The sequence below is a fragment of the Ensifer sp. Root127 genome, assembly GCF_001425225.1.
GTDB classification, from domain to species: domain Bacteria; phylum Pseudomonadota; class Alphaproteobacteria; order Rhizobiales; family Rhizobiaceae; genus Ensifer; species Ensifer canadensis.
On the sequence record NZ_LMDX01000054.1, the window covers coordinates 184413 to 209821 of the forward strand.

Sequence of the window (25409 nt, forward strand, 5' to 3'; positions counted from 1 at the left end):
GTGTTGCCGTGCGTGCGGGTGGAGTTGAAACAGCAGAACCATACTGGGTATTGTTCTGCCGGTCGATGAAATCGAGTGCCGCGACCGGAATGGATCCGATCGATACATTGTGCGACCTGATGTTCAGAACAAGCGCTTTCGCAGGTTTGAGGAATAAGGCGATGTAACGCGTCGCCTGCGAGGTTGGGGTGGCCCGCCCTTTTGCGACCGTCAGTGCCTCAGGCCCACTCACCACGTGATCGTCTCAGCAATCGCCGCACAGTCACTAGTCAGCGCCGCCTTATTGCCGCCAGCTGACCGCTATCACCGATCATCGCGCGGTTTGTCAGAAGCTGACGCGCGCGCCGATTTTGGCACCGGCCGACTGCGAGCCGTCACCTTCGATGTTGAACAGCAGCGAGAAGTCGAGGTCCCAGTTGTCGTTGTTGGAAAGTGCAAGCCCGGCCTCGACCCGTCCGAACAGACCTTCGCCATCGAGCGAGGCAAAGCCGACATCCGCGCCGACCGTTGGCGACAGGGTCAACCCGTTTTCCAGCTCAAGCGTCCGCTCGACGTCGAACCCCACGCTAAAGCGCGCCTGTTCCTCGATGAAGCCCTTTAGATCGATCGTCTCGCCGATCGCGTTCTTCACGGTGTAATCGTCAGTCTTCTCGTTGAAATAGACGGCTCTGAGTTTCGGCGTCAGAACTGTGAGCTCGTCGAGCTGCCATTCGCCGGTGAGCTTCACATCCGCCATCCAGCGGCTGGTGTCGAAGCTGCCGCCGAAGATGCCGGTATCTATGTCGTTCGACGAGCCGCCATAGAGCAGGTTGGCGTCGAGGAAGACGCCCTGCCCAATTTCGAACGAGGCATAGGGGCCGGCGAGCCAGCCATTGCCGGTCAGTTCGGCGTCCTCCGCCGTCGGATCCGTCATGTAGTCGTAGTGGAAGGACAGGCCGACCAAAGCACGGTCGTTGATGAGATAGTCGGCACCAACTGAGAACAGCGCGAAATTGCCCCATTTGTCGCTTTTGTCATCTTCATCCTTGTGGAACAGGAAGCTACCGTTCACCCAGATGTCAAAGAGCTGGTCAGTCTTCACGAAGGTTTGGCCGGCTGCAGCCGCATCGGCTGCATCACGTGCTGCCTGGATCTGGGCGAGGCTGGAGGAGAAGCCGAGCCGTGCGCCCTTGTCCGTGGGCGTTACAGCCGTCGTCACCGGATCGGTACTCGCCGCAGCCCGACGTCGATCGAGAAGGCCCGGCACCTGGACCGTCGACGAAAGCAGGTTCTGCCGTGTGCGGACGAAGTCGCGCACGAGGCCGTCGATCTCTTCTCCGACTGCCACGCGATCGAGCGCAATCCGATAGGTTACGTGGCCGACATTGGAGGAGCCGAACGCGCTGTGCAGCGTGTAACCAACAACCGCAGAGCCGGAATAGGATGGGTTGGGCGTGAACTTGAGATAGTAGCCGACCGGTGTGAAGCTGCCTGCGGCCGCAAGTTCCCCCTCGACGATTTCTGCTTTGCCGGCAATCGGAGGCTCGACCGAGGCGATTGCGGCGTTGATGAACGGGCCACCGGTCGCGCCGCTGTTGAGGTAAACGTTGTTCGGCGCCGAACCCGCTGGAACGTCGATGACGAAGTCCGGCGCGGTGACAGAGCGTCCGTTCAGCTTCAGCGTATAGGTGGCCGATCCGCTGGCGCCGCGGCTGTCGGTCACCGCGATGGTGAAGCGGTAGGTGTCGGGCGTCGCGTCGCTGGCGAGTGGCCCGGTCAATTCCCCGGTGGAGACGTTGAGAACCATGCCTTTCGGCAGGTCGCCGCTCTTGACGCTGTAGACCAGAGCGCCAACGCCGCCGGTCGCCGAAATGCGCGAAGAATAGGCTTCGCCGACCATCGCGTCTGGCAGCGCACCGGCAGACGGGCTGAAGACAAAATTGCTGGGTAGGATAGAAAGCGAGTAGTTCGCCTGGCCTGTGGCGCCGCTCGCGTCCGTTGCCGTCACGGTGAAGCGGAAGTCGCCGTCAGCGGACGGCTTTCCGGAAATGCGGCCGCTTGACGCATCCAGCATGAGACCGCCAGGCAAGGCGCCTGATGTCACGGCGTAGGTAAACCCACCAACGCCGCCGCTTGCAGAAATCGACGTGTCCGAATAGGCGACGCCAAGAGTGCCGGATGAAAGCGTCGCGCCGGTAGCCGGCGTCAAAACTACCGGCACCGCTGCGACCGTGATCGAATAACTCGCATTGGCAGAGCCGCTAGTCGCCGCCGTCGCCGTCACCGTGAAGTTCGCGGTGCCGATCGCGCCGACCGTCGGCGTGCCTGATATCGCGCCGTTCGACGCATTCAGGCTCAGGCCCACCGGCAGCGATCCGGCGGTCACCGTATAGCTGATCGTACCAACACCGCCGCTCGCCGAGATCGACGTATCCGAGTAGGCAACGCCGACCGTTCCGGCTGACAGCACCGTGCCGGTTGCCGGGGTCAACACCAGCGTCGGGGCCCAGATTGCGATGGAGTAGCTTGCAGAGACGGAACCGGTTACTGCCGCCGTTGCCGTTACCGTGAAGGTCGCCGTACCGAGCGCGCCCGCCGTCGGCGTGCCTGATATCGCGCCGCTCGACGCATTGAGGCTCAGGCCTGCCGGCAGCGATCCGGCGGTCACCGTATAGCTGATCGTACCAACACCGCCGCTCGCCGAGATCGACGTATCCGAATAGGACGAGCCGGCGGTGCCGGCCGAAAGCGCCGTGCCGGTAGCCGGCGTCAGCACCAGAGCCGGCGCTCCAATGGCGATCGAGTAATTGGCCGAAGCCGAACCGCTGGTCGCCGCGGTTGCCGTCACGGTGAAACTCGTCGTGCCGAAACCGGCCGCCGTCGGTGTGCCTGATATCGCGCCGGTGGCCGCATCAAGAGCAAGGCCCGCCGGAAGAGCGCCTGATGTCACCGCATAGCTGAACGTGCCGACACCGCCGCTCGCGGAGATNTGATATCGCGCCGGTGGCCGCATCAAGAGCAAGGCCCGCCGGAAGAGCGCCTGATGTCACCGCATAGCTGAACGTGCCGACACCGCCGCTCGCGGAGATTGAGGTGTCCGAGTAGGACGAGCCCACCGTGCCACCGGAAAGCGCTGTGCCGGTTGCCGGCGTCAGCACCACGGGCGGAGCACCAACTGTGATCGTGTAGCCGGTCGAGGCGGAGCCCGCGGTTGCAGCCGTCGCCGTGACCGTGAAATTCGCCGTGCCGAGTGCCGCTGCCGTCGGCGTGCCGGTGATGGCACCTGTTGTCGCATCGATGGTCAAGCCCGCCGGCAACGTACCCGCCGTCACCGCATAGCTGATCGTACCCACGCCGCCGCTCGCGGAGATCGACGTGTCTGAATAGGTCGAACCGACGATCCCGGCCACCAATGCGCCGCTTGCCGGGGTCAACACCACCGGCGGGGCCGCGATGGTGATCGAGTAGTTGGCCGCAGCCGAGCCGCTCGTCGCCGCCGTTGCCGTAACCGAGAAATTCGCCGTGCCGAGTGCTGCAACCGTCGGTGTGCCGGCAATCGCGCCGGTCGCCGTGTCGATGCTCAGGCCCGCCGGAAGCGAGCCGGCGGTCACCGCATAAGTGAATGTGCCTACACCGCCGCTCGCCGAGATCGCGGTCTCCGAGTAGGAGATCCCCACCGTTCCACCCGACAGCGCAGCGCCGCTCGCCGGCATCAGCACCACGGCCGACGCTCCCACCACAATCGTGTAGCTGGCCGACGCGGTACCGCTGGTTGCCGCCGTCGCTGTCAGCGTGAAACTCGCCTGGCCGAGCGCTGCATCAGTCGGCGTGCCGGTGATCGCGCCGGTCGATGCGTTGAGCATGAGGCCGGGAGGTAGGGATCCAGCGGTCACCGCAAAGCCGATCGCACCTGCGCCGCCGCTTGCCGAGACCGAGGTGTCCGAATAGGATGAACCGACCGTGCCGGCCGAAAGCGCCGTGCCGCTTGCCGGCGTCAGCACCACCGGCGGCGCCCCCACCACGATCGTGTAGTTCGCCGAGGCAGAACCTGCCGTGGCCGCTGTCGCCGTCACCGTGAAGTTCGCCGTGCCGAAGCCGGCCGTCGTCGGCGTGCCTGATATCGCACCGGTTGCCGGATCAATGGCGAGGCCCGCCGGAAGGGCGCCGGTCGTTACAGTGTAGCTGAACGCACCCACACCGCCGCTCGCGGAGATCGACGTACCCGAATAGGACAACCCGACCATGGCGCCCGAAAGCGCCGTACCGCTTGCTGGCGTTAGCACCACGGGTGGCGCCACCACCGTGATCGAATAGCTCGCCGAGGCCGTGCCGCTCGTCGCAGCAGTCACAGTCACCGTGAAATTCGCGGTGCCGAGTGCCGCTGCCGTCGGTGTGCCTGATATCGCGCCGGTGGCCGCATCAAGAGCAAGGCCCGCCGGAAGAGCGCCTGATGTCACCGCATAGCTGAACGTGCCGACACCAGCCCACCGTGCCACCGGAAAGCGCTGTGCCGGTTGCCGGCGTCAGCACCACGGGCGGAGCTCCAACCACAATCGAGTAGGTCGCCGATGCAGAACCCGCCGTTGCCGCCGTCGCCGTCACCGTGAAATTCGCTGTACCGAACGCACCGGCAGTTGGCGTGCCGCTGATCGCGCCGGTCGACGCATTCAGAGTGAGGCCATCGGGAAGCGCTCCGCTGCTAACCACATAGGTGAACGCACCCACACCGCCGCTTGCCGAAATCGTCTGCGAGTAGGCAGAACCGACGGTGCCGGCCATCAGAGCCGTTGTGGCCGGCGTCACCACCACCGGCGGTGCTCCGATCACGATCGTATAGTTGGCCGTAGCCGAGCCGCTGGTCGCGGCCGTCGCCGTCACCGCGAAATTCGCCGTACCGAACCCGCCCGCCGTCGGCGTGCCGTTGATTGCACCGGTCGATGCATTCAGGGTGAGGCCCGCGGGCAGACCGCCAGCGGTCACCGAATAGGTGATCGCGCCCGCGCCGCCGGTCGCCGAAATCGATGCGTCGGAATAGGCCGAGCCAACGGTTCCCGCCGTTAGCGTCGTACCATCTGACGGCGTCAGCACCACCGGCGTCGCGGCCACCGTGATGGAATAGCTGGCCGAAGCCGAGCCCGCGGTTGCGCCGGTTGCCGTCACCGTGAAGTTGAAAGTGCCGAACCCGCCCGCCGTCGGCGTGCCACTGATCGCACCGGTTGACGGGTTCAGGGCGAGGCCTGCAGGAAGAACACCTGATGTCACGGCGTAACTGATCGTCCCCAACCCACCGCTCGCCGAAATTGACACACCCGGATACACAACGCCAACCGTGCCGCCCGCCAAGGCGCCGCTCGCCGGTGTCAGCACCACAGGCGGTGCTACGATCGCGATCGAGTAGCTAGCCGAAGCGGAACCGGTGGTCGCGGCCGTCGCCGTCACCGTGAAGTTCGCCGTGCCGAACCCGCCCGCCGTCGGCGTCCCGCTGATCGCACCGGTCGATGTATTCATGGAAAGACCCGCCGGCAGCGAGCCGGCCGTAATTGCATAGGTGATCGTCCCGACACCGCCGCTCGCCGAGATCGAGGTGTTAGAGTAGGACACCCCCACGGTACCGCCGGTCAAAGCGCCGCTCGCCGGCGTCAGCACCACCGGCGGAGCTGACACCGTGATCGAGTAGCTGGCCGAAGCCGAACCGGAAGTCGCAGCCGTCGCCGTCACAGTGAAATTCGCGGTTCCAATCGCGCCCACTGTAGGCGTGCCGGTGATCGCGCCAGTCGATCCATTGATGCCGAGGCCTGCCGGCAGTGCGCCGGCGGTCACCGCGTAGGTGATTGTGCCAGACCCCCCGCTCGCCGAGATCGATGCGTTGGAATAGGAGGTTCCCACCACGCCGGCCGAAAGCGCTGTGCCGCTTGCCGGCGTCAGCGACAACGGCGGGAAGGCAATCACGGTGACCGTAACGTTCTGCGTGATGAAGTGCACCCCGCCGGTCGAGATGGTGGTGCTGTCCTGGACCTTCAGGTTGAAGGTCGAACTGCCAACCGCAGATGGCGTGCCGGTCAGGAGACCGCTGGTCGAGAGCGTAAGCCCGGGGGGCAGGCTGCCGCTGTCGCGGGTATAGGTGTAGCCGGGAGTGCCGCCGCTTGCAGAAAACTGGACGCTATAGGCCGTACCGACACCACCGTCCGGCAGAGCATCCGGTGTTACGTCGATGGTAGGCGGGGCGATGAGGACGCTGTAGGCTTTATCGAGCGTATTGGCCGTCGGCGTCGTCGAATCGACAACACGGACGGTAAAATTGTAGGGACCCGAGCCGGTCGGCGTACCGGAGATGATACCGGAGGAGGAAAGGGAGAGGCCGGGCGGCAGATTGCTGCCTGCGACGAGCGAATAGGTATAGGGGCCGGTTCCGCCGCTCGTGCTGAGCGCCTGATTATAGGACGTGCCGATCACCGGCGTGGCAACGCTCGAGGGCGTGACCGTCAGCGGGGAGGTCGACGGATTGATCGTGATGTTGAATGTAATCGGCGTCGCGAAATCATCCTTGACGATGAACGTGTCGGATGTCGCACCGTCGCCGTTGTTAGTGTAGATGAGCGCCGAAGTGTTCGACGGCATTCCGAAGGTCAGGCTGCCGTGGGACGGGGATATGTTGGCCGGCGAAATAAAGCCGAAATCCGCGCAGGTAAAGGTTGCCGTACCGCCCGAGCTTATAGTTGCCGTCTGCGGTGAAATACAGGCCGCCTGAGCCGCTGATATCGGCCACAGCGCCGCCAGGCAGGCAAACATCACCAAAGCAAGGAGGTGGGCCACGTTCGTGCGATATCCGCACACCAGGTTTGCCCAACCAAACGATTTCTGCGCCATTGTTCCGCCCTTGTGCGCACGGCACGTCACATGGACGCAAGTCCATCGTCACGATCAGTCCGTTCACCGCCTCACCCAGTGACATGTATTTTCGAGTCACACAACCCAGCATCGTGCGACTTTAGCGAGAAACTCGTTCAAAAAGTTTGTCAAACCGCCCTTCCCAAGATGCTCGTTATGAGAGAGAGTGCGCCGCAGGATAAATCCAGAGTCGTCGAATTTTATCGGGATGGGGGCAACCATGAGCGAACCTTTTGTGGGGCAGATCATGATGAGCGGGTTCGGCTTTGCGCCGCGCGGTTTTGCACTGTGCAACGGCCAGATTTTGGGGATCAATCAGAACCAGGCCCTGTTCTCCTTGCTGGGGACGTACTACGGCGGCAACGGCTCAACCACCTTTGCCCTGCCGAATCTGCAGGGGCGAACGCCTGCAGCGGCCGGTCCGTCCGCCGACCCCAGCTGGAACCCGACACCCTATGAAATCGGAGAGGCCGGTGGCATTGAAGCTGTGACCCTCATGCAGCAGCAGATTCCTGCCCACCAACATCAGGGCAACGGGACGACTGCGGAGGCCAATCAGCGCAACCCGACGAACACGCTTTACGGTACCACCTCCCTGCCGATCTATGCGCCATCAGGCGAAGCGCAGGTTGTGCTGGCGCCCCAGAGCGTCGCGTCGGCGGGCGGCGGACAGCCGCACTCCAATATGCAGCCATTCAACGTCATCAGTTTCTGCATTGCGTTACAGGGCGTATACCCGCCCCGCAATTGAACCTAGCCGCCGGAGGATAACAATGGGCACTCCCTATATCGGGGAAATTCGGATGTTTGGCTTTTCCCGCGTGCCGACCGGCTGGCAGGCCTGCGATGGTTCGCTGCTGTCAATCGCGGAATATGACACACTGTACATGCTGCTTGGCACCACCTATGGCGGCGACGGCCAGAATACGTTCGGCGTGCCCGACCTTCGCGGTCGCGTGCCCCTGCATCAGGGCACCGGCCAAGGACTGAGCACGCGCTTGCCCGGCCAACTTGGCGGCACCGAAACCGTGACCCTTCTCGCGACCCAGCTGCCGCCGCACAACCATCCGATGTTTGCGACAACGACAGCAGCCAGCGCGACCGCGATCGGAACGAACGCCGAACTCGGCGCACTCTCGGGCAACACGATGTATGCCACTGATGTCACTGGCCTTAATGGGTTCAATACGTCCCCGAACTCGACCGGGCCCACCGGACAAACCCAACCCCACGACAATATGATGCCGACCTTGACGGTGCAATTCTGCATCTCGCTATACGGTGTCTTTCCGTCGCAAAGCTGATGCAGCCCCCATTGCACGATAAGGGAATAGAAATGTCAGAGCCTTTCATTGGTGAAATCCAGCTTTTTGGCTTCAATTTCGCGCCCCGCAATTGGGCGCTTTGTAATGGCGCGACGCTTGCAATTCAGCAGAACACGGCATTGTTTTCATTACTGGGCGTAGCTTACGGCGGCAATGGCAGTTCCACTTTTCAATTGCCAAACTTTTCCGGCCGCGCCGGCTTCACTCAGGGCATGGCACCGGGGCTCTCGCAACACACGCTCGGCGAGGTTGTCGGCGAAAACAACGTCACACTGAGCACGTCGGAAATGCCGGCGCATACGCACGGGTTCACGATCTACAACCAGACCGACATGGCAAAACGGGCAAGCGCACCTTCTGCCGGCAACGCGTTGACCGTGCCCATCGAGAGCTCGGTCACGGCAAAGGACGCTCAGCCGAATGCCCAATTCGCGTCAAATATGATCGGCTTGGCGGGCAACAACCTGCCGCATGAAAACCGACAGCCTTATCTTGCCGTGAACTTCTGCATTGCCCTTAACGGCACCTTCCCGTCGTTCGGGTGATGTTGCCAGCCGACATTGCCACGATCGGATTTCCGGCACGCCTCGATCCGCCTCGCCTGCCGGTCGCGGGCATGTCCTTGCGCCACGCCACATCCGAGGATTTTCCGTTTCTGCTACAGCTCTACCGGTCGTTTCGAGCGGAGGAACTGGCGGCGGTGCCTTGGTCAATCGAACAGAAACACGCCTTTCTCCAACAGCAGTTCCTGTTCCAGCATCGCCACTACATGGCGACGTTTCCCGACACAGATTTTCTCGTTGTCGAGATCGGAGGCGAGCCAGCCGGCCGCGTCTATCTTGATGCGAAGAAGGAGCGTTGGCTCATCGTCGATATCGGTGTTTTGCCGCAATGGCGCCGTCAAGGCCACGGAACCACGCTGTTGGCGGCCATTCAGCACGAGGCGACGGTGTCCGATTGCGAGGCCGTCGTCCTGCACGTCGAGCAGCATAACTTCCGGGCGCAGGCTCTCTACCATCGTCTTGGTTTTCGAGCCGAGGAGAATGGTGGTTCTCACGTCCAGATGGAATGGTCTTGCTGCAACCTCGCCGAGACTGGGCGTCTCTGACCGCCTTTCACCTCATCAATTGAATACGGCCTGGTAGACGATGCCCTGCTTGTCCCTGGCGACCGGTACGAGGAAGATCTCCAGCGCGCCGAGCGACGCATTCCTCAGGCGGTAGATCTGCTGCGGCAGGACGATCGCCGAACTGCTGCGGAACACCAGGGAAAAAGGCGCGCGCCGCATGCCAGGCAGGATCTGTGTTGTGCCCGGAGAAGCTTCCGCCAAGGTCAGCGGCACGGTGCTCTCGCCAAGAGACAGATCAAACGCCTGGCCGACACAACCCGCAAAATTTTGAAGCGTCAGAAGTTCCATGCGCTGTTCTCCCCGATGATTCCCGCTTAGGTCGATAGCTGTACACCTACAGCATTGCGGTTGAGCGCAAAAGACTTCGGGCATCTCGAGTTCTTTCGCTGAAAGCGACCGCCAGCGTTCCCCTTGTACATTCAGCGAATTTTCAGCACAGAACAAGAACATCGGCTTCTGTTCCCTTCGTTTCGTTTGGTGGGTGTCGCGCGCCAATATCCTTGTCGACAAATTGCCTACATAGAAAATATATAAAATCGACAGTTGGGTTTTGGCCTCGTACATTGGCAAAAACCTCAAAGATTCTGACATAGGAGCCGACATGCCTTTGCCATCCCGCCCTGCCTCGATCTCCGCTACGGAAAAACATGCGCGACTGGGAAGATTGCGCGAAAACATGGAAGCTGCCGGTTTCTCAGCCGTTCTGATAGGAGCGACAGAAAGCCTTCGCTATTTCACTGGCCTTGTCTGGCATCAAAGCGAACGTCTCCTCGGTGCGCTGGTGACACCCACGACACTTACTTACATCGTTCCGGGTTTCGAGCGCAGTCGCGTGGAAACACTGCCGCACCTGCCTGGCGAAATCGCCACTTGGGAGGAAGAGGAAAGCCCCGCTCGGCTCATTGCTTCACTGCTTGCAGCCACTGATAAGCTCGCGCTCGACGATGCGCTGCCGCTGTTTGCCTATCATGAGCTCGTCAGGAATCTCGGCGTTGATCGCATCGGTGATGGTGCTCGTTTGATCCGTGATCTCAGGCTCTGCAAGTCAGCAGCCGAAATCGCGCTGATCCAGTACGCGATGGATCTCACCCTCGAGGTTCACAAACGCGCGCACGTCATGATGGAGCCGGGTATACGGGCCTCCGATGTCGTGCGCTATATCGATGAACAACATCGCGCGCTCGGCGCCTCCGGTGGCTCGACCTTTTGTATCGTATCATTCGGAACCGCCACATCCCTGCCTCATGGGGCAGATGGCGACCAGGTGCTTGAGAAGGGACAGGCGATCCTCGTCGATACGGGAACACGCATCGACGGCTATCACTCGGACCTCACCCGCACCTACATGCTGGACGAGGCGGACGCAGAGTTTGAGCGCGTCTGGTCGATCGAGCGCGAGGCACAACAGGCGGTCTTCGAAGCCGCGCAGATCGGCGTGGAGGCTCGCATGCTGGATGAGGCGGCCCGAGCGGTGCTCGTGCGCGAGGGCCTTGGTCCGGATTATAGATTACCGGGCCTACCCCATCGGGCCGGTCATGGTCTGGGCCTCGAGATCCACGAAGAACCTTACATCGTGCGCGGTAACGGCACGCGCCTTCGTGCCGGCATGTGCTTCTCCAACGAACCGATGATCGTCGTACCAGGTCAGTTCGGTATCCGGCTCGAAGACCACATATTCATGTCTGACACTGGACCGCGCTGGTTCACGCAACCCGCCACCGGCCCAACTCAGCCTTTTGCTTGAACGACATGACTACGCTCGGGGGCATGATGCCATCAGTCCAGGCGATGAAGCCTGTGATGAACTGACTGACTGGCCGATGATAGAGCACTTGCGGCGGTCCAGCCTGTTTAATGAAGCAGCACGCTTAGCCGAGGCGCGGACAGCCGGGCCGGTTAGCAAATGCGACTGTCACGAACCGCCCGCGCCGTTCGCCATCGATGACGATTTGTCTGCGTGTCACGGTCTGAATTTCCGGATCACGTAGTCCAAGTCTCGATGCACGACGAAGCGCTTGCCGCTCGCTACAGCCGGGCCGCTCGTACTCGTCCTCGTAGTATCGACGGTCCAGATCTCTATCGCGCAGCTCAGGACGTCCGTCCGGGCCGATGTAGAGGTCGAGGGACTGCGCCGACGACGTGGATGAAACGGCTGAGAGGGCGCCGACCGAGAGCAGGCCTGCCGCCAAAAGATTATGAATGGACTTTTGCATGTCCGCCTCCTCAATAGAGTTCAGTTGAGCCTATTGAGAACTGAACGACAAAGGCCAGGTAAGGTTCCCCAGCATCAACGGCGGTTGCCGCGCTCGTCCTTTGTATGACAATCGTGAAGGCGGCAACCATTGGACGTTTCAGTATCGCTCTATCGCGATCGCTTCGGTTGGCATCAACGCCTTTCTTCTGCCTTTCCCGCACTTAATTCTTAGATGAACAAAAACGCCGGCACGAAATGACCACCCCGCAGACAGCCCCAATCGGACCGAGGTTCAGCCGCATTCTCACTTTTAACTGGCCACGACCGGCTGTCGCATTGGAGAGGGCTATAGATGCCGCTCAAACCGGCCGACGATCGCGCCGGTGCGTAGGCGCTCAAACAGAGCGGCGAACCCACGCAGATACAAATCGCGCTGCGCCACTCCCCAAGTTCGCTGGGTGTAGCGGCCGATTTCCTTCACATCCTCACGAGCAAGCGGCGTGATCGCAAATTCAGGCATGCGCCGTTTCCTGGTCGAGTTCATCGAGAATCGCGGTCAGATCAAAGGGGACACAAGCGCCCGCGTCGGCCTGACGCCAGGCAGGATCCAGCGCCTCGCGCAGTTGCTGCAGCTTCGCCGCATCCGATTCTTCCCCCGCAATCTTGAGACGCAGCGCCTCGCGGATCACCTCCGAGGCATTGTTGTAGAGGCCCGACGCCACCTTATCGCGGACATATTCATCGAGCTTTTCGGTCAAAGAGATATGCATGTGTGCATCCTTTCGCCACCCAATCCTACAAGGATTGACAATCTTTATGAACGATCAGGGTGCATCGATCAGTTCACGTGCCCAGCAGGACCAGCACCAGGACGACGAGAGGACGGCATGCTTCGGAGAGTTGCCCCCGCCCCTGCGCCCCCATCGGCAACTCGGAGCGCAGCGAACGAGAGAGTTGATTCTCGACGTGTTCCACAACCGCCGCTTTGATGCCGATAACCTGACTCTCCGCGACCGTCGTGTCGCTGCCAGAGCGTCCCTTCTTCGCATTGATGTTTCGTGCGGATTGATTTCCCTTGCCTGGAAGAGCCATGGGTGACGGGTTTCAGGTTTAGATTTGACACATGTTGGCCAAGGAAGGCTGGTGTCTTCACCAGCAGGAGCATCTGATGATCGCAGAACTCTTCGATAGAAACAGGATTTGGTCAGAAGAGAGAAGAGCCTTGAAAGCCGACGCGAGCGTTTGTCGGAACTGCAGCGGCAGAGTATCTATGGATCGGGTGTTCCGATAGCAGCGTGCGGCCAACGTCATCGCCGGCCTGGAGTCTGGCGAGGTGTTCCTGCACCGCAACGTCGCCAACTTGATCGATCCGACTGACCCATGTTGTCCATCGTGGAATATGCTTTCAATTGCTTGGCGTTAAACCATCATCATATGCGGTTACTACGGTTGCGGCGGCATTCGCGCAGTTGTCAGCGGTGAAGCACTCGTTGCCCATTTGAAGTGCGACCCGACACCCTCTTCGCCTCGATAGGTCGTCACACTGGTAGTCAGTGCGCCTATTCACGTGTCAGAAAATGGAGGTTGCCGCCCAGATCGGAAACGACGAGCCGCCGCTCGTCCCAGACGAGGACGGACACCGGTCGTGTCAAGGCGTCGAGAATGATCTTTCGGCTGCCCGTCATTGTGTCGAGTCTGAGCAAACGACCGCTGCCTTTCCGGAAACCTTCCGGCTGATCGTAGATACCATGTTCGAGAACAAGCATCGCTCCATCATTGTCGAAGGCGATAGCAACGGGCGCATTCAGGCCATCGACGTCAAGTCGCGGATTTGACGCGCCACCGGTTTCGGGGATCGATACGATCTTTCCAGCACCGGCAAGGAAAGGAAAGCCGCCGAACAGCGCGACATAAAGGCGTCGGTCGCGCAGCCCGATCCCGGTCGGCACAGCATCGACTTCATAGCTGTTCCCGGTTGCGAACTCTGTCGGCGAAAGATCCTGCAGTGCCGTCGCCGCCTCGGCCATACGGCGGAACGTCATGATCGTGTTCTTCTGCCCATCCGTTTGCACCCGTTCGACACTGTTTCGCGCGGCATCGATCACGTAGTAGACGCCGTTCGCCAAGATGAAGTCGAACGGATTCCAGAAATCGCTGCTGATGACGCGGACCGCGCCAGCCCCATCGATCGCAATGAGGGCGTGGTCATATGGGCCTGCGTCGGAGTTGGCCGGCGTCCACCCTTGGGCGACAACAAGGACGTCGCCGGCACGCACGACACGATAGGGACCGGTTGGGTCGCCGATCACATCGAGGCCATGCGAAAAGACCGGACCGAATGCGACGAGCTTACCATCTAAGTCGCCGCGATAAAGCCGGCCGCTGGCCAGATCGGTGACGAGCAGAGCCTCGCCGTCGCGGGACATACCGGCGAACGCGGCGCCCGGCAGGTTAACGGTCTCTAGCCGGTAGCCGGGTGCGACTGCCGGCTCTGCGCTGGCGCCGACTGCCAGGAACAGAAGACTGGCAACGATTGTCAAGCCGCGGAGCGAATGCATCGGAAGCCACCATTGGCTGAGAAACGAAATTCCGGATTGTAGGCGAGGCGATAGGTCGTCGTAAGGTGGCGTGCATCGCTGTTCCAGGAGCCACCGCGAAGCACGCGGTATAGCCCCGTAACGTTTGCCGCAGCCCCACCGTCATAGGGCGCGTAAACATCGCTGGTCCACTCCCAGACATTGCCGACAAGATTGAGGACGCCATCGCTGCTTGCACCATCGGCGAAGGATTCTGCTGGCGCGGTCATCGGATAACCGTCGCGCGCGTCGCCGGAGCAGCAGATATCCGCGCCGGAATTTGCCCGCACCAAGTCCCCAGAGGCCGTGCCCCACGGAAATGCGCTGCCCGTCGTTCCGCGTGCCGCTCTCTCGTATTGTTGCTCCGACGGCAGCGCCAACCCGTAGTGACTGCAAAAAGCATCGGCGTCTCCCCAACTCACCCCGACGACCGGCCGGTCGTCCAATCCCAGAACCGGGTGATTTGCGTAGAAGGCGGGGCGGTGACCGGTCTGATCGATGAAGCGTCCGTATTGTCGGTTCGTGATCTCGGTACGGTTGATCGCAAAGGCCCGCCCCCACAGAACGCGGCGCGGGTGTTCATTTTCGGGGCCGTCGTCACGACCGAAGACGAACGCGCCGGCAGGGATCTCGATCAGCGGATTGCCGTCGATGGGACCGGCATCGGCGGCGGCCGCGGCGAATGCCACTGTGATTGCAATCGCCGCCGTCCAGATGTCAGAAGTCGACACGGTATTGTGTCCCTCCATCGAACAGAAAGACGCGATCTGTCGCAACCTTCACGCCGATCCGCTGATCAATCTGGCCAGCGAAGTTCTTGTCGGCGCGCAAAGTCATCAGTTGGCCGCCTAACTGCAGGCTTACAAGCGTGTTCTCGCCCGTGAGCTCCACCGAATAGATCGGCGCAACCAGATTGACGTCGGCATCCTCGGCTCCGGCCGCATGGACGTCCTCTGGACGCACACCGAGAACGGCGGAAGAGATGTTTGCCCGCCCAAGACCCGCCACCCTTAGGCCGGCCCTAACGAACACGCCGTTTGTCACCTCCCCGGGGATCAGATTCATCGGCGGCGAGCCGATAAATCCGGCAACGAAGAGGGTGCGCGGATCGTTGTAGATTTCCCTCGGCGTTCCGAGCTGCTCGATCACGCCCTTGTTCATCACGGCCACGCGGTGGGCGAGTGTCATCGCCTCTATCTGATCGTGGGTGACATAGATCGTCGTGACCTGCAGTTCATGCTGGAGATGCTTCAGCTCGGCGCGCATTTGAGTACGAAGCTTGGCGTCGAGATTGGAAAGCGGCTCGTCCATCAGAAAAACACGTGGCGTGCGGACGATGGCGCGGGCGAGTGCCACGCGCTGGCGCTGACCGCCGGAGAGTTCCTTCGGCAGACGCGACAACATCGTGTCGAGTTCAACGCGCCGCGCGACCTCGGCTATTCGTCGCTTGTATTCGGCTGGGGGCACTTTGCGGATCTTCAGTGGATAGCCGATATTGTCCTCGACACTGAGGTGCGGATACAAGGCATATGACTGGAAGACCATCGCGACGTCGCGATATTTTGGAAGGACGCCATTGATGCGTTCCGCATCGATGTAGATATCGCCCGATGTCGCCTCCTCGAGACCGGCAACCATGCGCATCGTCGTCGTCTTGCCGCAACCGGAGGGGCCGAGCAGGACGAGAAACTCCTTGTCCCGGACCTCTAGATTGAAGTCGGCGACCGCGATGAATTCGCCGAACTTCTTGGAGACATTGGTGAACGTGACGGACGCCATGGTCTCACCCCTTGACGGCCCCGAGAGACAGCCCCCGGACAAGATGCTTCTGAACGATGAAAGCGAAGATGACGATCGGCACGCAGGCCATGAACCCGGCGGCGCTGATTTCCCCCCAATAGGTCTTGTACTGCGTCACCCGCCCGGCGATGCCGATCGGAAGCGTCTGCGACTGCTCGGTGAGCGTGATGATCAGGGAAAGCAGGAACTCGTTCCACGAGATGATCAGGCAGAAGATGGCCGTCGCCGCGAGCCCTGGACGCGCGAGCGGCAAAGCGACATGCAGGAATGCGCCCCAGCGCGTGTCCCCGTCGACGATCGCGGCCTCTTCCAGTTCGACCGGCAGGTCCTGGAAATAACTCTTCATCATCCACGTCGCGAACGGCAGGTTGAAGGCGGTATAGGCGACGATGAGCGCCGACTTCGTGTTGAGCATGTCGAAGTAGTTGAAAAACAGGTACAGCGGAATGATGCTGACGATAGGAGGCATCATGCGCGTCGAGAGGATCCAGAACGAAATCTGCTTTCGCCACTGCCACGGATAGCTGAAGCGCGCCAAGGCATAGCCAGCCATCGTGCCAAAGCCTACGGAAATGATCGTGGTTCCGGCCGCAACGAGCAAGCTGTTCAATGCGTAGCGCAGGAACGGCCGCTGGATGAACGCTTCGTCGTAGTGCTTCAATGTCGGGTTGCGCGGCAGCCATTCGGGCGGTACTGCGAAGATGTCGATGTCGAACTTGAACGAATTCGCCGCGATCCAATAAACGGGAAACAGCGTCAAGATCAGCGCGATGAGGATCGCCAGATAGGCGGATAGTCTGAGAAGCATCTCCCGGACCCGGCTGCGTGTTCTTATCGTCGCCATCGTCGCCTCACTCCGCCAGCCGCATGCGCTTCATGAACCAGGTGCTCAGCGCGATCGTCACGAACAGCACGAAGAGCGAGATCGCCGCAGCGTAGCCGGGATCGGCGAAGCGGTAGGCGACCTGATAGATGTATAGACTCAAGACCTTCGTTCGGTCTGCCGGACCTCCCCCCGTCAGGATGAAGACCAGGTCGAAAAGGCGCAGCGCATCCATGACGCGCAGGAGCAAGGCAATGGCGATGACCGGCTTCAGGAAGGGCAGCGTCAGATCCCAGAACTGCCGCCATGACGAGGCGCCGTCGAGCGCTGCGGCCTCGTAGGGTTCGACCGGCAGGCTTGCCAGCCCCGCCAACATCAGAAGAAAAATGAAGGGCGTCCACTGCCAAACATCGGCAACGATGATCGAAAACATCGCGAGGTTCACGTCGCCCGCCCAGGCTTGCAGTGGAAGACCGAGACGGAACATGATTTCGTTGAGGACGCCAAACTGTGGCTCGTAGATGATCTTCCAGGTGATCGCGACGGCGACCGGCGGCAGCATCATGGGGATCATCAGGACGGTTTTGAGAAAGGCTAGTCGGCGGATGAATTTATCGAGGAGCAGCGCCAGGCCGAGACCGAGGAGGAATTCGGTCGTCACTGCCACGACTGTAAAGACAGTCGTGTTCCAGAGTGCGACGTGAAATTGCGTGTCGGAAAGCAGTCGAGCAAAATTGTCGGTGCCGACGAACTCCCAGGGCAGATCGGGGTTCGGGCTGATTTTGTGAACCGCGGCATAGAACATATAGAGGCTGGGAAAGATCGTCAGCCCGAGCAATATGAGGACCGTTGGCGCAAGCATGAGGATCCGCAAATGGCGCTCTGCCCAACGCTCCAGACCGCCGCCCATGCGAAGCGGCGTGGTCAATGTGCCTTGATCGGGCGTCAACATCTCCCTCCCGTGAACAGCTTGTCCATACGCACCTCAAACCCCGCGAGCGCTACGGGTAATTGCCGTCACCACCATGGGAGCGGGGCCCAAAAACCCCGCTCCGCGCAGATCGCATCGCCGCCTATTTAAGGCCCGTAATCTCTTCGACTGCTGCCTGTGAGCTCTTCAGCGCCTCCTCTGGCGTAATCGTGCCTGCGACGGCCTTGGAAAGCTCTATACCGAAGGCATTCTCGATCTCCGGCCACTTCGGATGGCGTGGACGAGGCGTCGAGGCCTGGATCGCCTCCATCAACACCGGATAGTGTCGGAACTGTTCCTGCGAGGTCAGTTCCGGATCGGCAAAGACCGAGGCTCGGACAGGCGGATTGCCGCGGGTGGCGGAAATCTTGATCTGCTCAGCCGAGGTCGCCCAGACCATGAAGTCGAAGGCCTCCTGTTTATTCTTGGAGGCCGACATGATGCCCATGGTCCAATGGCCGATTTCGGAGCTGCCCGGTTTCGTGCCCGCCGGAATTGGGGCGTAGGAAATCTTGCCAACCATCTTCGACTGGCTCGGATCCTCAAAGGTCGCAACCCAGTTCGGCCAGTTGATAGACGAGGCGGCGGCACCAGCAGCAAGCGCCGTACCCACTTCGTTGGCATTGTAGCTCTCGATCCCCTTTGGAGAAACGTCGCGGAGCGCCATGAACATCTTCATCGCGGCCGCGCCTTCCGGCGTATCGATCGTCACCTTCGTGCGATCCTCGTTAAACATATTGGCGCCGTAGGACCAGAAGATCGGCATGAAGTCGGCCACGACCGGGTTACCCTGGCCGCCCCGGAAGACATAACCGAAATAGCGACCTCCGCCGTTCTTGGTTAGGGTCTGGCTCGCCTTCAATACGTCATCCCAGGTCTTGGGAGCCTCGACGCCAGCTTCCTTGTACTTGGCGGCGTCATAGAAGAACATCTGGGCGTTTCCCACATAGGGCAGGCACACATAAGGTCCCGTATTGTAAGGGGTGCGACAGATCGCCAGCGACTTCGACAGGAAGTCGTTGTCCGGGCCTTCCATGCCCGCATTCTTGAAGTATGGCGTCAAATCCTCGAGGTGTCCGTTCTCGGCGAAAAACGGAATCCACGGGTCATCCATCAAGATGATGTCGAACACGCCGGATTTGGTTGCCCCCGCATTGGCGCCCTGTTCGAACACATTGGCATAAGGCGCCTGCACGATCTCCACCTTCGTGCCCTTCATCTTCGAGTAGTCGTCGGCAGCAGCCCTAAGGCCGTCACCCTCGCTGCTCGATGGCACGAGGACTGTGAAATCGGCCCATGCGACCCCGTTGATCGCCAGCGCGGACGCCGCGGCAGCTAAGACGAGAAACAGTTTGCGAACCATCGTACACCTCCCATTCCGAGTTGATATCCAAAGGCCGCTTTTTCGTAGGGGGCCCTACCCTATCCGGTACGGCGGAGATGCGAGCTCGACGCCCATGCGAACAGACACGCGACAACTTGAAACGCCGTCCGGCATCTCCTCGAGCCGGCGCTGCTCCCAAAGCCGATTTTACCACATCAGGAGCATTATTTTGAGAGTCTGTATTAGCATTCGCTACTATTGCATATTGCGTGATCACAATTCTCAATTCCCGAACACCGTCGTATGTTCGCCCACGTCGGAATGTGATCTCAATTGATAGGAATGTAGGGACTGTGCCGGCCGAAATCCGGATCATAATATGTCCGCAGCATTCCCGGCGGCCTCAAAAACGCGATAGATTGGCTTGGTCTCCGGTGAGGCGGTGGTCGGATTCGTTATCTCTGCCCACATCAAAGGTGATTCCGCGCACTTCACGCTCACGTTCAAACGCTGGACGGGAGTTCCACCATCACGGTTTCAGATGGGCCGGGAATGAAAATCGATCATTAGATCGCTAGAACAGCACAGATTGTGCGCATCCCCGAGGCCTCGTCTGAGGCCATGGCAGATCCTGCCCGAATTGGAGCCGCCGATGCTGGGGGCCTCAGGCTGTAGCAGACCCGGGCAGTTCAGCTCCCGATGGGGACGATACATCACTGCTGGTCGACGAAGTGACCGCAGTAGTAGTCGTCGATCCGGGTTCGAGCGAACCACGCTACCCAGGCTTGTGGCAAAGTCGATCGAGCACGTCGCGAAGCGCAGTCGCGGCTTCATCTCGCTCGCCAGCAGACATCAACTCGGGTTCCGCTTCTAGTCTGAGATGCGGCAGCTCGGTTCGAACGGCGCTGCGTGCGGCGACCAGATTGGTCTTCAGATCGAGGACACGATATGTGGCGACGGGATAGGCGATACCCCTGATCTGGACATGCCCCAGCTCGACACAAGCGATTGTGTCCTTCACTTGCGCAAAGGTCTCATAGGAAATGAGCACTGCCCCCGCCGGCGCCTCCTGCTCGAGGCGCGAGGCGAGATTCACGGCGCCGCCGATTATCGTGTAGTCCATCCGATCTTCACTGCCGAAGTTGCCGACCGTGCAGTAGTCGGTATGAATGCCGATGCGGCATCGTAGCGGCGTTTCAATGCCGATGTCGCGCCAGATTTCTGAAAGTTCGCTCATCCGTTTCTGCATGGCGAGAGCCATCTCAACACAGGCGAGCGCGTCCTCCTTGACGCCGCGGGTCTCCGGGTCCCCGAAAAACATCAGGATCGCGTCGCCGACATACTTGTCGATGGTGGCGCCGTGTTCCAAAGCAATTTTCGACATTTCCGTCAGGTAGTGATTGAGGAGCTGGGTGAGATCCTCGGACTCCATCTTGTCGGTGGTCTCGGTAAAGCCGGCAATGTCCGAGAAGCATATCGTCAGCTTCTTCCGCTGGCTGGCGATCCTGACGTCCTGACGGCCGGTGAATATCGAGTTGTATACTTGTGGTGCCAGATACTTCGCCAGCTTGCTCGACAGCGCCTCGAGGGCTGCGGATTTCTCCGCGAGGTTCTCCTCCCGCTTTTTCAACTCCGTGATGTCCGAGTAAACGGCCACCGTGCCGCCGCCTGTGATGCGGCGCTCGCCTATCATTATCCATCGCTCGTCACTTCGCCGCTGCACCCACGGTTCACCAGGATTGCGGTGCCGGGAGAGCCGCTCGGCGACCCATTCCTCGAGGCGCCCCTCGGCATCCTTGATGTAGCCGCGCTCGGCGGACCGGCGGATGATGTGCTCGAATGTGGTGCCGGGCGTCAATTCGATCGCAACATCGCTGTAGAGCAGTTCGCGGTAGCGGCTGTTGCTGAGAACGAGCCGGTCCTCCACGTCATAGAGAGCGAACCCCTCCGAGATGCTCTCGATGGCATCTACGAGCCGTTGGCGTGCTTCAGCAACCTCGCGCAGATTCTTTTCCTCGATCTCGACAGCCGTGTCCCGGAACAGCCTGAGCGCCTCAGCCATGCGGCCGATTTCGTCGTGGCCCGCGGCAGGCAATGGCGCACAAAGATTGCCGTCGGCGATCGCGAGCATGCCCTGGCTCACGCTTCCCAGACGGGCGAGAAGACTGCGGTCGACATAGAGCCAGACAATCAGAATCGAACTCAACAGGCTGAGAACGGCCGAGCCAAGGACAACGCCGGTGCCGTAGCGCTGGACGACCGCGGCCTCGAGACCGGACGAGGAGATCTCACGGTTTGCCGCAGCGACAAGGCGATCGACAGCAGCGGTGAGACTGCGGGACAGCCGATTGTTTTCGGCCAGAAGTTTTTCGCCCTCAGCCAGGACGGCAAACTCGTCCTGTCTAGCCTTCGGTATGCTGTTGCCACCATCGATCAGCGCCTTGAACTCGCCCACCCGCTGTTGGAAGCGGGACCGTAGCTTCTCGTCGATCTCGGCTGAAACCGTTTCGAGGACGGCGAGCGACCGGCGCAGCGGAAAGAGCATCAATGCAAGATCGCCTGGCGTCGGCGCGTTCGCCAACTTAACCAGCGCGTCGTTGACGGCGGATATCTCCTGGTGTGCCCTCTGCTGGGGGATGTAGCCCTTAATCGCCTCGACCAGGTCGGAAGTCGCCGCCGCGCGTCGGTCTGAGGCGAGCGACGCGTCGGCCGCGACAGTTCTCCATTGCGCAAGCTTGGAATTCATCACCAGGATGCCAGCCGCCAGAAGGCGTTGGCCTGCAATTGTCGTAGCCGATAAGCGACGTAACAACTCCTCCTTGCGCGCGACTACGGTGAGCTTGGCGGCGACAAGGTCGTCGAGTGCGTCGAGGTTTCGCCGCAGACCAAGCACCGCCGCCTCGATCTCGGCCACCGCCGCCGTGCCAAGCGTGCCCCCCTTGAGCGCGGCAAGCAGTTCCTCTAGGCGCGCCATCTCGACCCCGATCGCAGCCGAGACCTCGTTGTGCCGTACCTTGCTCGTTGAATTCAGTACAGACGGAGCAGTTGCCGCGACCCGCTCGGCTTGACGCGACAGTTGGAGGGACGCCAGCGCCGACGGCACCCGATCCTTTGTTATGCTGTCGACAACCTCGCCTACCTGGAGGAAGGCATAAAGAGCAGCTGCCGTCGCGAGCACCGCGAAGGTGCTGATGCCGAAGAAAGCCAGCAACAGGCGGCCGCGTATGCCTAGGCGTTCAAGCATCGCGGCGACACTTAATCTGAAGTGACGCGGCGGCGTGTGGCGGGCTGCTATTCAACCGGCACATACTCTCCACCCCGCCAGACGTACCACACCCAGCTTTGGTTCGTGAGGTCGCCCTTGTCGTCGAAATCGACCGGGCCGAGCACAGTGTCGAACTCCTGTCCGCGCAGTGTCGCGATGACCGCCGGCAGTTCGAGCGAGGCTGCCTTATCGACCGCTTGCGCCCAGAGTTGGACGGCAGCGTAGCTCAGCAGTGTGTAACCTGCGGGCTCGAAGTTTTCGGCACGGAACCGCTCCACCACCGGGGCAGCTTCGGGGTTTCGCCGCGGGTCCGCGGAGAACGTAAAGAGGGTCCCCTCGGCTCCCGGGCCGGCGATCAGCGCAAACTCTTCGGTAGCCAGGGCGTCGCCGGAGATGACCTGAAGCGCGTAGGCGCGGTCGCGTGCAGCGCGTACAATCAACGCAACCTCGGCATGATACCCGCCGACATACAAAACGGCGATACCAGCGGCCTGTAACGCAGCGATCTCCGCCGAATAGTCGTTCTTAGCAGGCGTGTATGCGTCGTAGACAGCTTCGGTTACGCCCCGCTTGTTCAACTGCTTTCTTGTCTCACCGGCGAGACCCATACCATAGGTCGTGCCGTCGTGAAGGATCGCGATTTTCTTTTCGCCCCATTCATCGGCCAGGTAGTTGCCGGCCACGATCCCCTGCTTATCGTCGCGACCTATGACTCGAAAAACGTTGTCACGGCCCTGTTCGGTCAACAGCGGATTGGTCGATCCTGGTGAAATCTGCAGAACCGCCGCCTCCTCATAGATCTTTGATGCCGGGATCGAGGCGCCGGAGCAGTAATGTCCGACGACGAACACCACTCCGTCAGCCACCAGTTTCTTGGCTGCCGCCACGGCCTGCTCGGGATCGCAGAAATCGTCGACGTTGATGACGCGCACCTGCTGGCCAAGGACGCCGCCCGCCGCATTGATGTCGGCTACGGCCATCTCTGCCCCACGCTGACCCTGCTCGCCGATCCACGCGAGCCGTCCGGTCATCGCGGCCGAAACCCCGATCACTACCTCCGCCTGCGCGGGGCAGATGTAGATAGCCGCAAGCGCGGCAACAGCTATGGTGACCACGCGGTGCATCACTGTACCCCTAACGTTAGCTTACGCTAATCAAGTCGATGCCGACAGTCCTTTGCGTAAGTGCGGATACCTCGGCCGGTTCCGCAACAGCCTTGCCTCGCGTCAGCGTCGTCGGGCCGCCCGCGCAGAATGCTTTCTTGGCTGAAACAGTCGCAGCACTGCATGCCGAGCTCGGCAAGGAAGGACTGGCGCGGCCTCACCGGGTACTTCGACGCACCATCGCTTAAAAGTGCACTCAGATTGGCCGTGAGAGCCAGCAATCGCCCACGTCAGCGAAAGAGCAAAAAAGGCCGTTACGGGTGATACTCTCGTCCTGTTGCTGGCGACCTGCGCCAGTAACCGCCTGATTGATCTGCGCGATCAGGCAGGTGGACGTAGACAATCGGAAATCGCCGGCCTGCGTGTGGAGGATTTGACCGACGAGGAGCCAGTTTTTGCCGATCGCAAAGGCAAAAATTCCCTTCCCCTGCCGTGTTTGACGATCCATCTTGGCCGCACGCTGAATTGAGCGAGACCCGCCCCAGGCGACCGTCCGCCGAAGAGAACGATTGGAGTGAGACAATGAACGGCACGATCACCGACAATGTCGCGGCATCACGCTTCGAGCTTGCTGTCGGCGATGAGCTTGCCGTTGCCTATTACCGCAACGAAGACGGCCGGGTCGTTCTTACCCACACGGAGGTTCCACAGGCACTTTCCGGGCAAGGCATCGGCACACGGCTGGCGCGTGGGGTCTTCGAGACGCTCCGCCAAAGACAAGCTCGCATTATCGCCAAATGCCCGTTCATGGCCGCCTTCGCGGTAAAGCATCCGGAATATAGCGCGATGCTCGATGGATGAGTTCGGTGCGGCAAGTTGCCGACGGCCTCAGGCAAATGGTGTGATCCCCGCCGTCCGCGTCCGGCGTTCCGTGCTCAAGGGCGGCGGTATGTTCGACTTTGCCAATACGGCTTTCCCCCGAAGGGAAAGCCGTATTGATACGTGAAACTGCTTCCGTCAGAGGCTTGCGCCGACTTCCCGAAGCTCCTTCAGAACCGGCGCCTTCGGCAGCCAGATCTCGTCATAGGCGGCGATGATCTCGGCGGTGTTCTGCAGGTCTATATCGACGATCTTGATACCGGTATTCTTGAAGTTCTGCAGGAGGGTGGCTTCCTTTGCGACGGTCGCGTCGATCTGTTTGTCGAGCTCCTCGCGGGTAAGGCGGGCGATGAGTTCGCGATCCGCTTCGGGAACGCCCTTCCATATGCGGCCGGAAGCCAGCGCGACACAGGGCATGAAGATGGCGTTCATGCGCAGCATGGTCTTGGCGACCTTGTCATATCGCTGGTTCCAGGAGAGATCCAGGTCGGCTTCAAGTCCGTCCACCTGCCCGTTGGACATAGCGTCAAACACCTGCGGCGTCGGGATTGGCGTCGGCGCTGCGCCGAGCAGCTGATAGAAGTCACGGTAGGCCGGCGTCGTGTTGATACGCAGCTTCATACCCTTGATATCTTCAATGCCGCCGGTTTCCTGGCCGGTGAAGACGACGCGCAGGGTGGTGATGCCGTAACCAAGTCCAATCGTGCCGGTTTGGGCAGGCAGTACGTCCAGCAGCTTGATTGCGGCAGGGTGACGAACGAGCGCAGCGACCTTCTCGGTGCTCTTGACGAGCCACGGCGCATTGATGGCCGCGATCTGGGGAATGCGCGAGCCGAGTTCCGCGGTCATGATCCAGCCGAGATCCAACGCACCGGACTGCATCTGCTGCAGCATGGCGCCTTCGTTGCCGAGCTGGTTCGAAGGGAAGACCTGGATCGCGAGGCGCCCGTTTGTTTCTTCGGCCAGACGCTTGCCGACGGCTTCAGCCGCAAGGTTCCAGGGGTGGCCCGGTGGCGTGGTGATGCCGAGACGATAGATCTTTGCAGTCTGTGCACGCAGAATCGACGGCGCGGACATCCCCATCGCGGCTCCCAGCGAGACGCTCTTCATCAAAGTACGACGCGTAATGTTCATTGCAGGTTCCCTCTGTTGTG

General features: G+C 61.0%; 22 protein-coding genes and 1 pseudogene. 6 read left to right on the forward strand and 17 right to left on the reverse strand.

Going from position 1 to position 25409, the window contains the following annotated elements:
• Positions 1-325 precede the first annotated feature (325 nt).
• Together ASD03_RS36060 and ASD03_RS36070 are read right to left on the reverse strand one after the other, a co-directional pair.
• Positions 326-2968: putative Ig domain-containing protein (locus ASD03_RS36060; RefSeq protein WP_210177783.1), on the reverse strand; the 2643-nt coding region annotated here is incomplete at its 5' end.
• 1430 nt (positions 2969-4398) lie between these two features.
• Positions 4399-6792 (reverse strand): Ig domain-containing protein, encoded by a 2394-nt coding sequence (locus ASD03_RS36070; protein ID WP_162250562.1) that lies wholly within the window; start codon positions 6790-6792, stop codon positions 4399-4401.
• Positions 6793-7087: 295 nt separating this feature from the next.
• On the opposite strand from ASD03_RS36070, the gene ASD03_RS36075 reads away from it, so the two are divergent.
• From ASD03_RS36075 to ASD03_RS36085, 3 genes are read left to right on the forward strand one after another with little or no spacing between them, the layout of a single operon-like run.
• A complete protein-coding gene (locus ASD03_RS36075; protein ID WP_057204819.1) occupies positions 7088-7618 on the forward strand; it encodes a tail fiber protein in 531 nt (176 codons plus the stop codon).
• Positions 7619-7670: 52 nt separating this feature from the next.
• Positions 7671-8171, forward strand: a complete 501-nt coding sequence (locus ASD03_RS36080; RefSeq protein ID WP_234907811.1) for a tail fiber protein — start codon at positions 7671-7673, stop codon at positions 8169-8171.
• A gap of 32 nt (positions 8172-8203) precedes the next feature.
• A complete protein-coding gene (locus ASD03_RS36085; RefSeq protein ID WP_057218993.1) occupies positions 8204-8737 on the forward strand; it encodes a tail fiber protein in 534 nt (177 codons plus the stop codon).
• Positions 8738-8901: 164 nt separating this feature from the next.
• Here ASD03_RS36085 and ASD03_RS41015 read toward each other — a convergent pair whose 3' ends face one another.
• A complete protein-coding gene (locus ASD03_RS41015; RefSeq protein WP_228751018.1) occupies positions 8902-9183 on the reverse strand; it encodes a hypothetical protein in 282 nt (93 codons plus the stop codon).
• Between the two features lie 132 nt (positions 9184-9315).
• Entirely contained in the window at positions 9316-9885 is a 570-nt protein-coding gene (locus tag ASD03_RS41020) for a hypothetical protein (protein ID WP_234907812.1), read from the reverse strand.
• A gap of 37 nt (positions 9886-9922) precedes the next feature.
• On the opposite strand from ASD03_RS41020, the gene ASD03_RS36100 reads away from it, so the two are divergent.
• A complete protein-coding gene (locus ASD03_RS36100) occupies positions 9923-11065 on the forward strand; it encodes a Xaa-Pro peptidase family protein (protein ID WP_057218997.1) in 1143 nt (380 codons plus the stop codon).
• A 124-nt stretch (positions 11066-11189) separates the two neighbouring features.
• Here ASD03_RS36100 and ASD03_RS36105 read toward each other — a convergent pair whose 3' ends face one another.
• From ASD03_RS36105 to ASD03_RS36155, 12 genes are all read right to left on the reverse strand, one after another.
• Positions 11190-11534: a hypothetical protein gene (locus ASD03_RS36105; protein WP_057218999.1), complete on the reverse strand. Its 345-nt coding sequence runs from the start codon at positions 11532-11534 to the stop codon at positions 11190-11192.
• A gap of 327 nt (positions 11535-11861) precedes the next feature.
• Positions 11862-12035: a type II toxin-antitoxin system RelE/ParE family toxin gene (locus ASD03_RS39615; RefSeq protein ID WP_156408145.1), complete on the reverse strand. Its 174-nt coding sequence runs from the start codon at positions 12033-12035 to the stop codon at positions 11862-11864.
• Entirely contained in the window at positions 12028-12273 is a 246-nt protein-coding gene (locus tag ASD03_RS36110) for a type II toxin-antitoxin system ParD family antitoxin (RefSeq protein WP_234907813.1), read from the reverse strand. Before ASD03_RS36110 ends, ASD03_RS39615 begins: the two co-directional genes overlap by 8 nt.
• A gap of 85 nt (positions 12274-12358) precedes the next feature.
• Positions 12359-12607: a hypothetical protein gene (locus tag ASD03_RS36115; protein WP_057204771.1), complete on the reverse strand. Its 249-nt coding sequence runs from the start codon at positions 12605-12607 to the stop codon at positions 12359-12361.
• A 467-nt stretch (positions 12608-13074) separates the two neighbouring features.
• On the reverse strand, positions 13075-14073 hold the full coding sequence (locus ASD03_RS36120) for a ScyD/ScyE family protein (RefSeq protein WP_057219001.1): 999 nt from the start codon (positions 14071-14073) through the stop codon (positions 13075-13077).
• On the reverse strand, positions 14052-14792 hold the full coding sequence (locus tag ASD03_RS36125) for an SUMF1/EgtB/PvdO family nonheme iron enzyme (RefSeq protein WP_057219269.1): 741 nt from the start codon (positions 14790-14792) through the stop codon (positions 14052-14054). The genes ASD03_RS36120 and ASD03_RS36125 overlap by 22 nt, the downstream gene beginning before the upstream one ends.
• A gap of 16 nt (positions 14793-14808) precedes the next feature.
• Positions 14809-15870, reverse strand: coding sequence for a sn-glycerol-3-phosphate ABC transporter ATP-binding protein UgpC (gene ugpC, locus ASD03_RS36130; RefSeq protein WP_057219003.1), 1062 nt, complete (start codon positions 15868-15870; stop codon positions 14809-14811).
• Positions 15871-15874: 4 nt separating this feature from the next.
• Positions 15875-16735: a carbohydrate ABC transporter permease gene (locus ASD03_RS36135; RefSeq protein WP_025429155.1), complete on the reverse strand. Its 861-nt coding sequence runs from the start codon at positions 16733-16735 to the stop codon at positions 15875-15877.
• Positions 16736-16742: 7 nt separating this feature from the next.
• Positions 16743-17666 (reverse strand): sugar ABC transporter permease, encoded by a 924-nt coding sequence (locus ASD03_RS36140; protein WP_057219005.1) that lies wholly within the window; start codon positions 17664-17666, stop codon positions 16743-16745.
• A 121-nt stretch (positions 17667-17787) separates the two neighbouring features.
• Positions 17788-19047, reverse strand: a complete 1260-nt coding sequence (locus tag ASD03_RS36145; protein ID WP_057219007.1) for an ABC transporter substrate-binding protein — start codon at positions 19045-19047, stop codon at positions 17788-17790.
• 736 nt (positions 19048-19783) lie between these two features.
• Positions 19784-22252, reverse strand: coding sequence for an adenylate/guanylate cyclase domain-containing protein (locus tag ASD03_RS36150; RefSeq protein WP_057219009.1), 2469 nt, complete (start codon positions 22250-22252; stop codon positions 19784-19786).
• Between the two features lie 47 nt (positions 22253-22299).
• Positions 22300-23397 (reverse strand): branched-chain amino acid ABC transporter substrate-binding protein, encoded by a 1098-nt coding sequence (locus ASD03_RS36155; RefSeq protein ID WP_057219011.1) that lies wholly within the window; start codon positions 23395-23397, stop codon positions 22300-22302.
• Positions 23398-23583: 186 nt separating this feature from the next.
• Between ASD03_RS36155 and ASD03_RS41025 the strand changes: the two are divergent.
• Together ASD03_RS41025 and ASD03_RS36165 are read left to right on the forward strand one after the other, a co-directional pair.
• Positions 23584-23896 (forward strand): annotated as a pseudogene (locus ASD03_RS41025) (integrase); the annotation flags it as partial.
• A 62-nt stretch (positions 23897-23958) separates the two neighbouring features.
• Entirely contained in the window at positions 23959-24237 is a 279-nt protein-coding gene (locus tag ASD03_RS36165) for a GNAT family N-acetyltransferase (RefSeq protein ID WP_057204785.1), read from the forward strand.
• 156 nt (positions 24238-24393) lie between these two features.
• On the opposite strand, the gene ASD03_RS36170 is transcribed toward ASD03_RS36165, so the two are convergent.
• The gene (locus tag ASD03_RS36170) at positions 24394-25389 is read right to left on the reverse strand and encodes a TRAP transporter substrate-binding protein (protein WP_057219015.1); all 996 of its coding nucleotides are present in this window, start codon (positions 25387-25389) and stop codon (positions 24394-24396) included.
• Positions 25390-25409: the final 20 nt, after the last annotated feature.

Coding starts and splice junctions, on each gene's coding strand:
- ASD03_RS36145 (WP_057219007.1), bottom strand. CDS start 19,047: ATGGTTCGCAAACTGTTTCTCGTCTTAGCTGCCGCGGCGTCCGCGCTG.
- ASD03_RS36100 (WP_057218997.1), top strand. CDS start 9,923: ATGCCTTTGCCATCCCGCCCTGCCTCGATCTCCGCTACGGAAAAACAT.
- ASD03_RS41020 (WP_234907812.1), bottom strand. CDS start 9,885: ATGTACGAGGCCAAAACCCAACTGTCGATTTTATATATTTTCTATGTA.
- ASD03_RS36140 (WP_057219005.1), bottom strand. CDS start 17,666: ATGTTGACGCCCGATCAAGGCACATTGACCACGCCGCTTCGCATGGGC.
- ASD03_RS36120 (WP_057219001.1), bottom strand. CDS start 14,073: ATGCATTCGCTCCGCGGCTTGACAATCGTTGCCAGTCTTCTGTTCCTG.
- ASD03_RS36135 (WP_025429155.1), bottom strand. CDS start 16,735: ATGGCGACGATAAGAACACGCAGCCGGGTCCGGGAGATGCTTCTCAGA.
- ASD03_RS39615 (WP_156408145.1), bottom strand. CDS start 12,035: ATGCCTGAATTTGCGATCACGCCGCTTGCTCGTGAGGATGTGAAGGAA.
- ASD03_RS36165 (WP_057204785.1), top strand. CDS start 23,959: ATGAACGGCACGATCACCGACAATGTCGCGGCATCACGCTTCGAGCTT.
- ASD03_RS36170 (WP_057219015.1), bottom strand. CDS start 25,389: ATGAACATTACGCGTCGTACTTTGATGAAGAGCGTCTCGCTGGGAGCC.
- ASD03_RS41015 (WP_228751018.1), bottom strand. CDS start 9,183: ATGCTGCTCGACGTGCAGGACGACGGCCTCGCAATCGGACACCGTCGC.
- ASD03_RS36085 (WP_057218993.1), top strand. CDS start 8,204: ATGTCAGAGCCTTTCATTGGTGAAATCCAGCTTTTTGGCTTCAATTTC.
- ASD03_RS36080 (WP_234907811.1), top strand. CDS start 7,671: ATGTTTGGCTTTTCCCGCGTGCCGACCGGCTGGCAGGCCTGCGATGGT.
- ASD03_RS36115 (WP_057204771.1), bottom strand. CDS start 12,607: ATGGCTCTTCCAGGCAAGGGAAATCAATCCGCACGAAACATCAATGCG.
- ASD03_RS36075 (WP_057204819.1), top strand. CDS start 7,088: ATGAGCGAACCTTTTGTGGGGCAGATCATGATGAGCGGGTTCGGCTTT.
- ASD03_RS36150 (WP_057219009.1), bottom strand. CDS start 22,252: ATGCTTGAACGCCTAGGCATACGCGGCCGCCTGTTGCTGGCTTTCTTC.
- ASD03_RS36105 (WP_057218999.1), bottom strand. CDS start 11,534: ATGCAAAAGTCCATTCATAATCTTTTGGCGGCAGGCCTGCTCTCGGTC.
- ASD03_RS36155 (WP_057219011.1), bottom strand. CDS start 23,397: ATGCACCGCGTGGTCACCATAGCTGTTGCCGCGCTTGCGGCTATCTAC.
- ugpC (WP_057219003.1), bottom strand. CDS start 15,870: ATGGCGTCCGTCACGTTCACCAATGTCTCCAAGAAGTTCGGCGAATTC.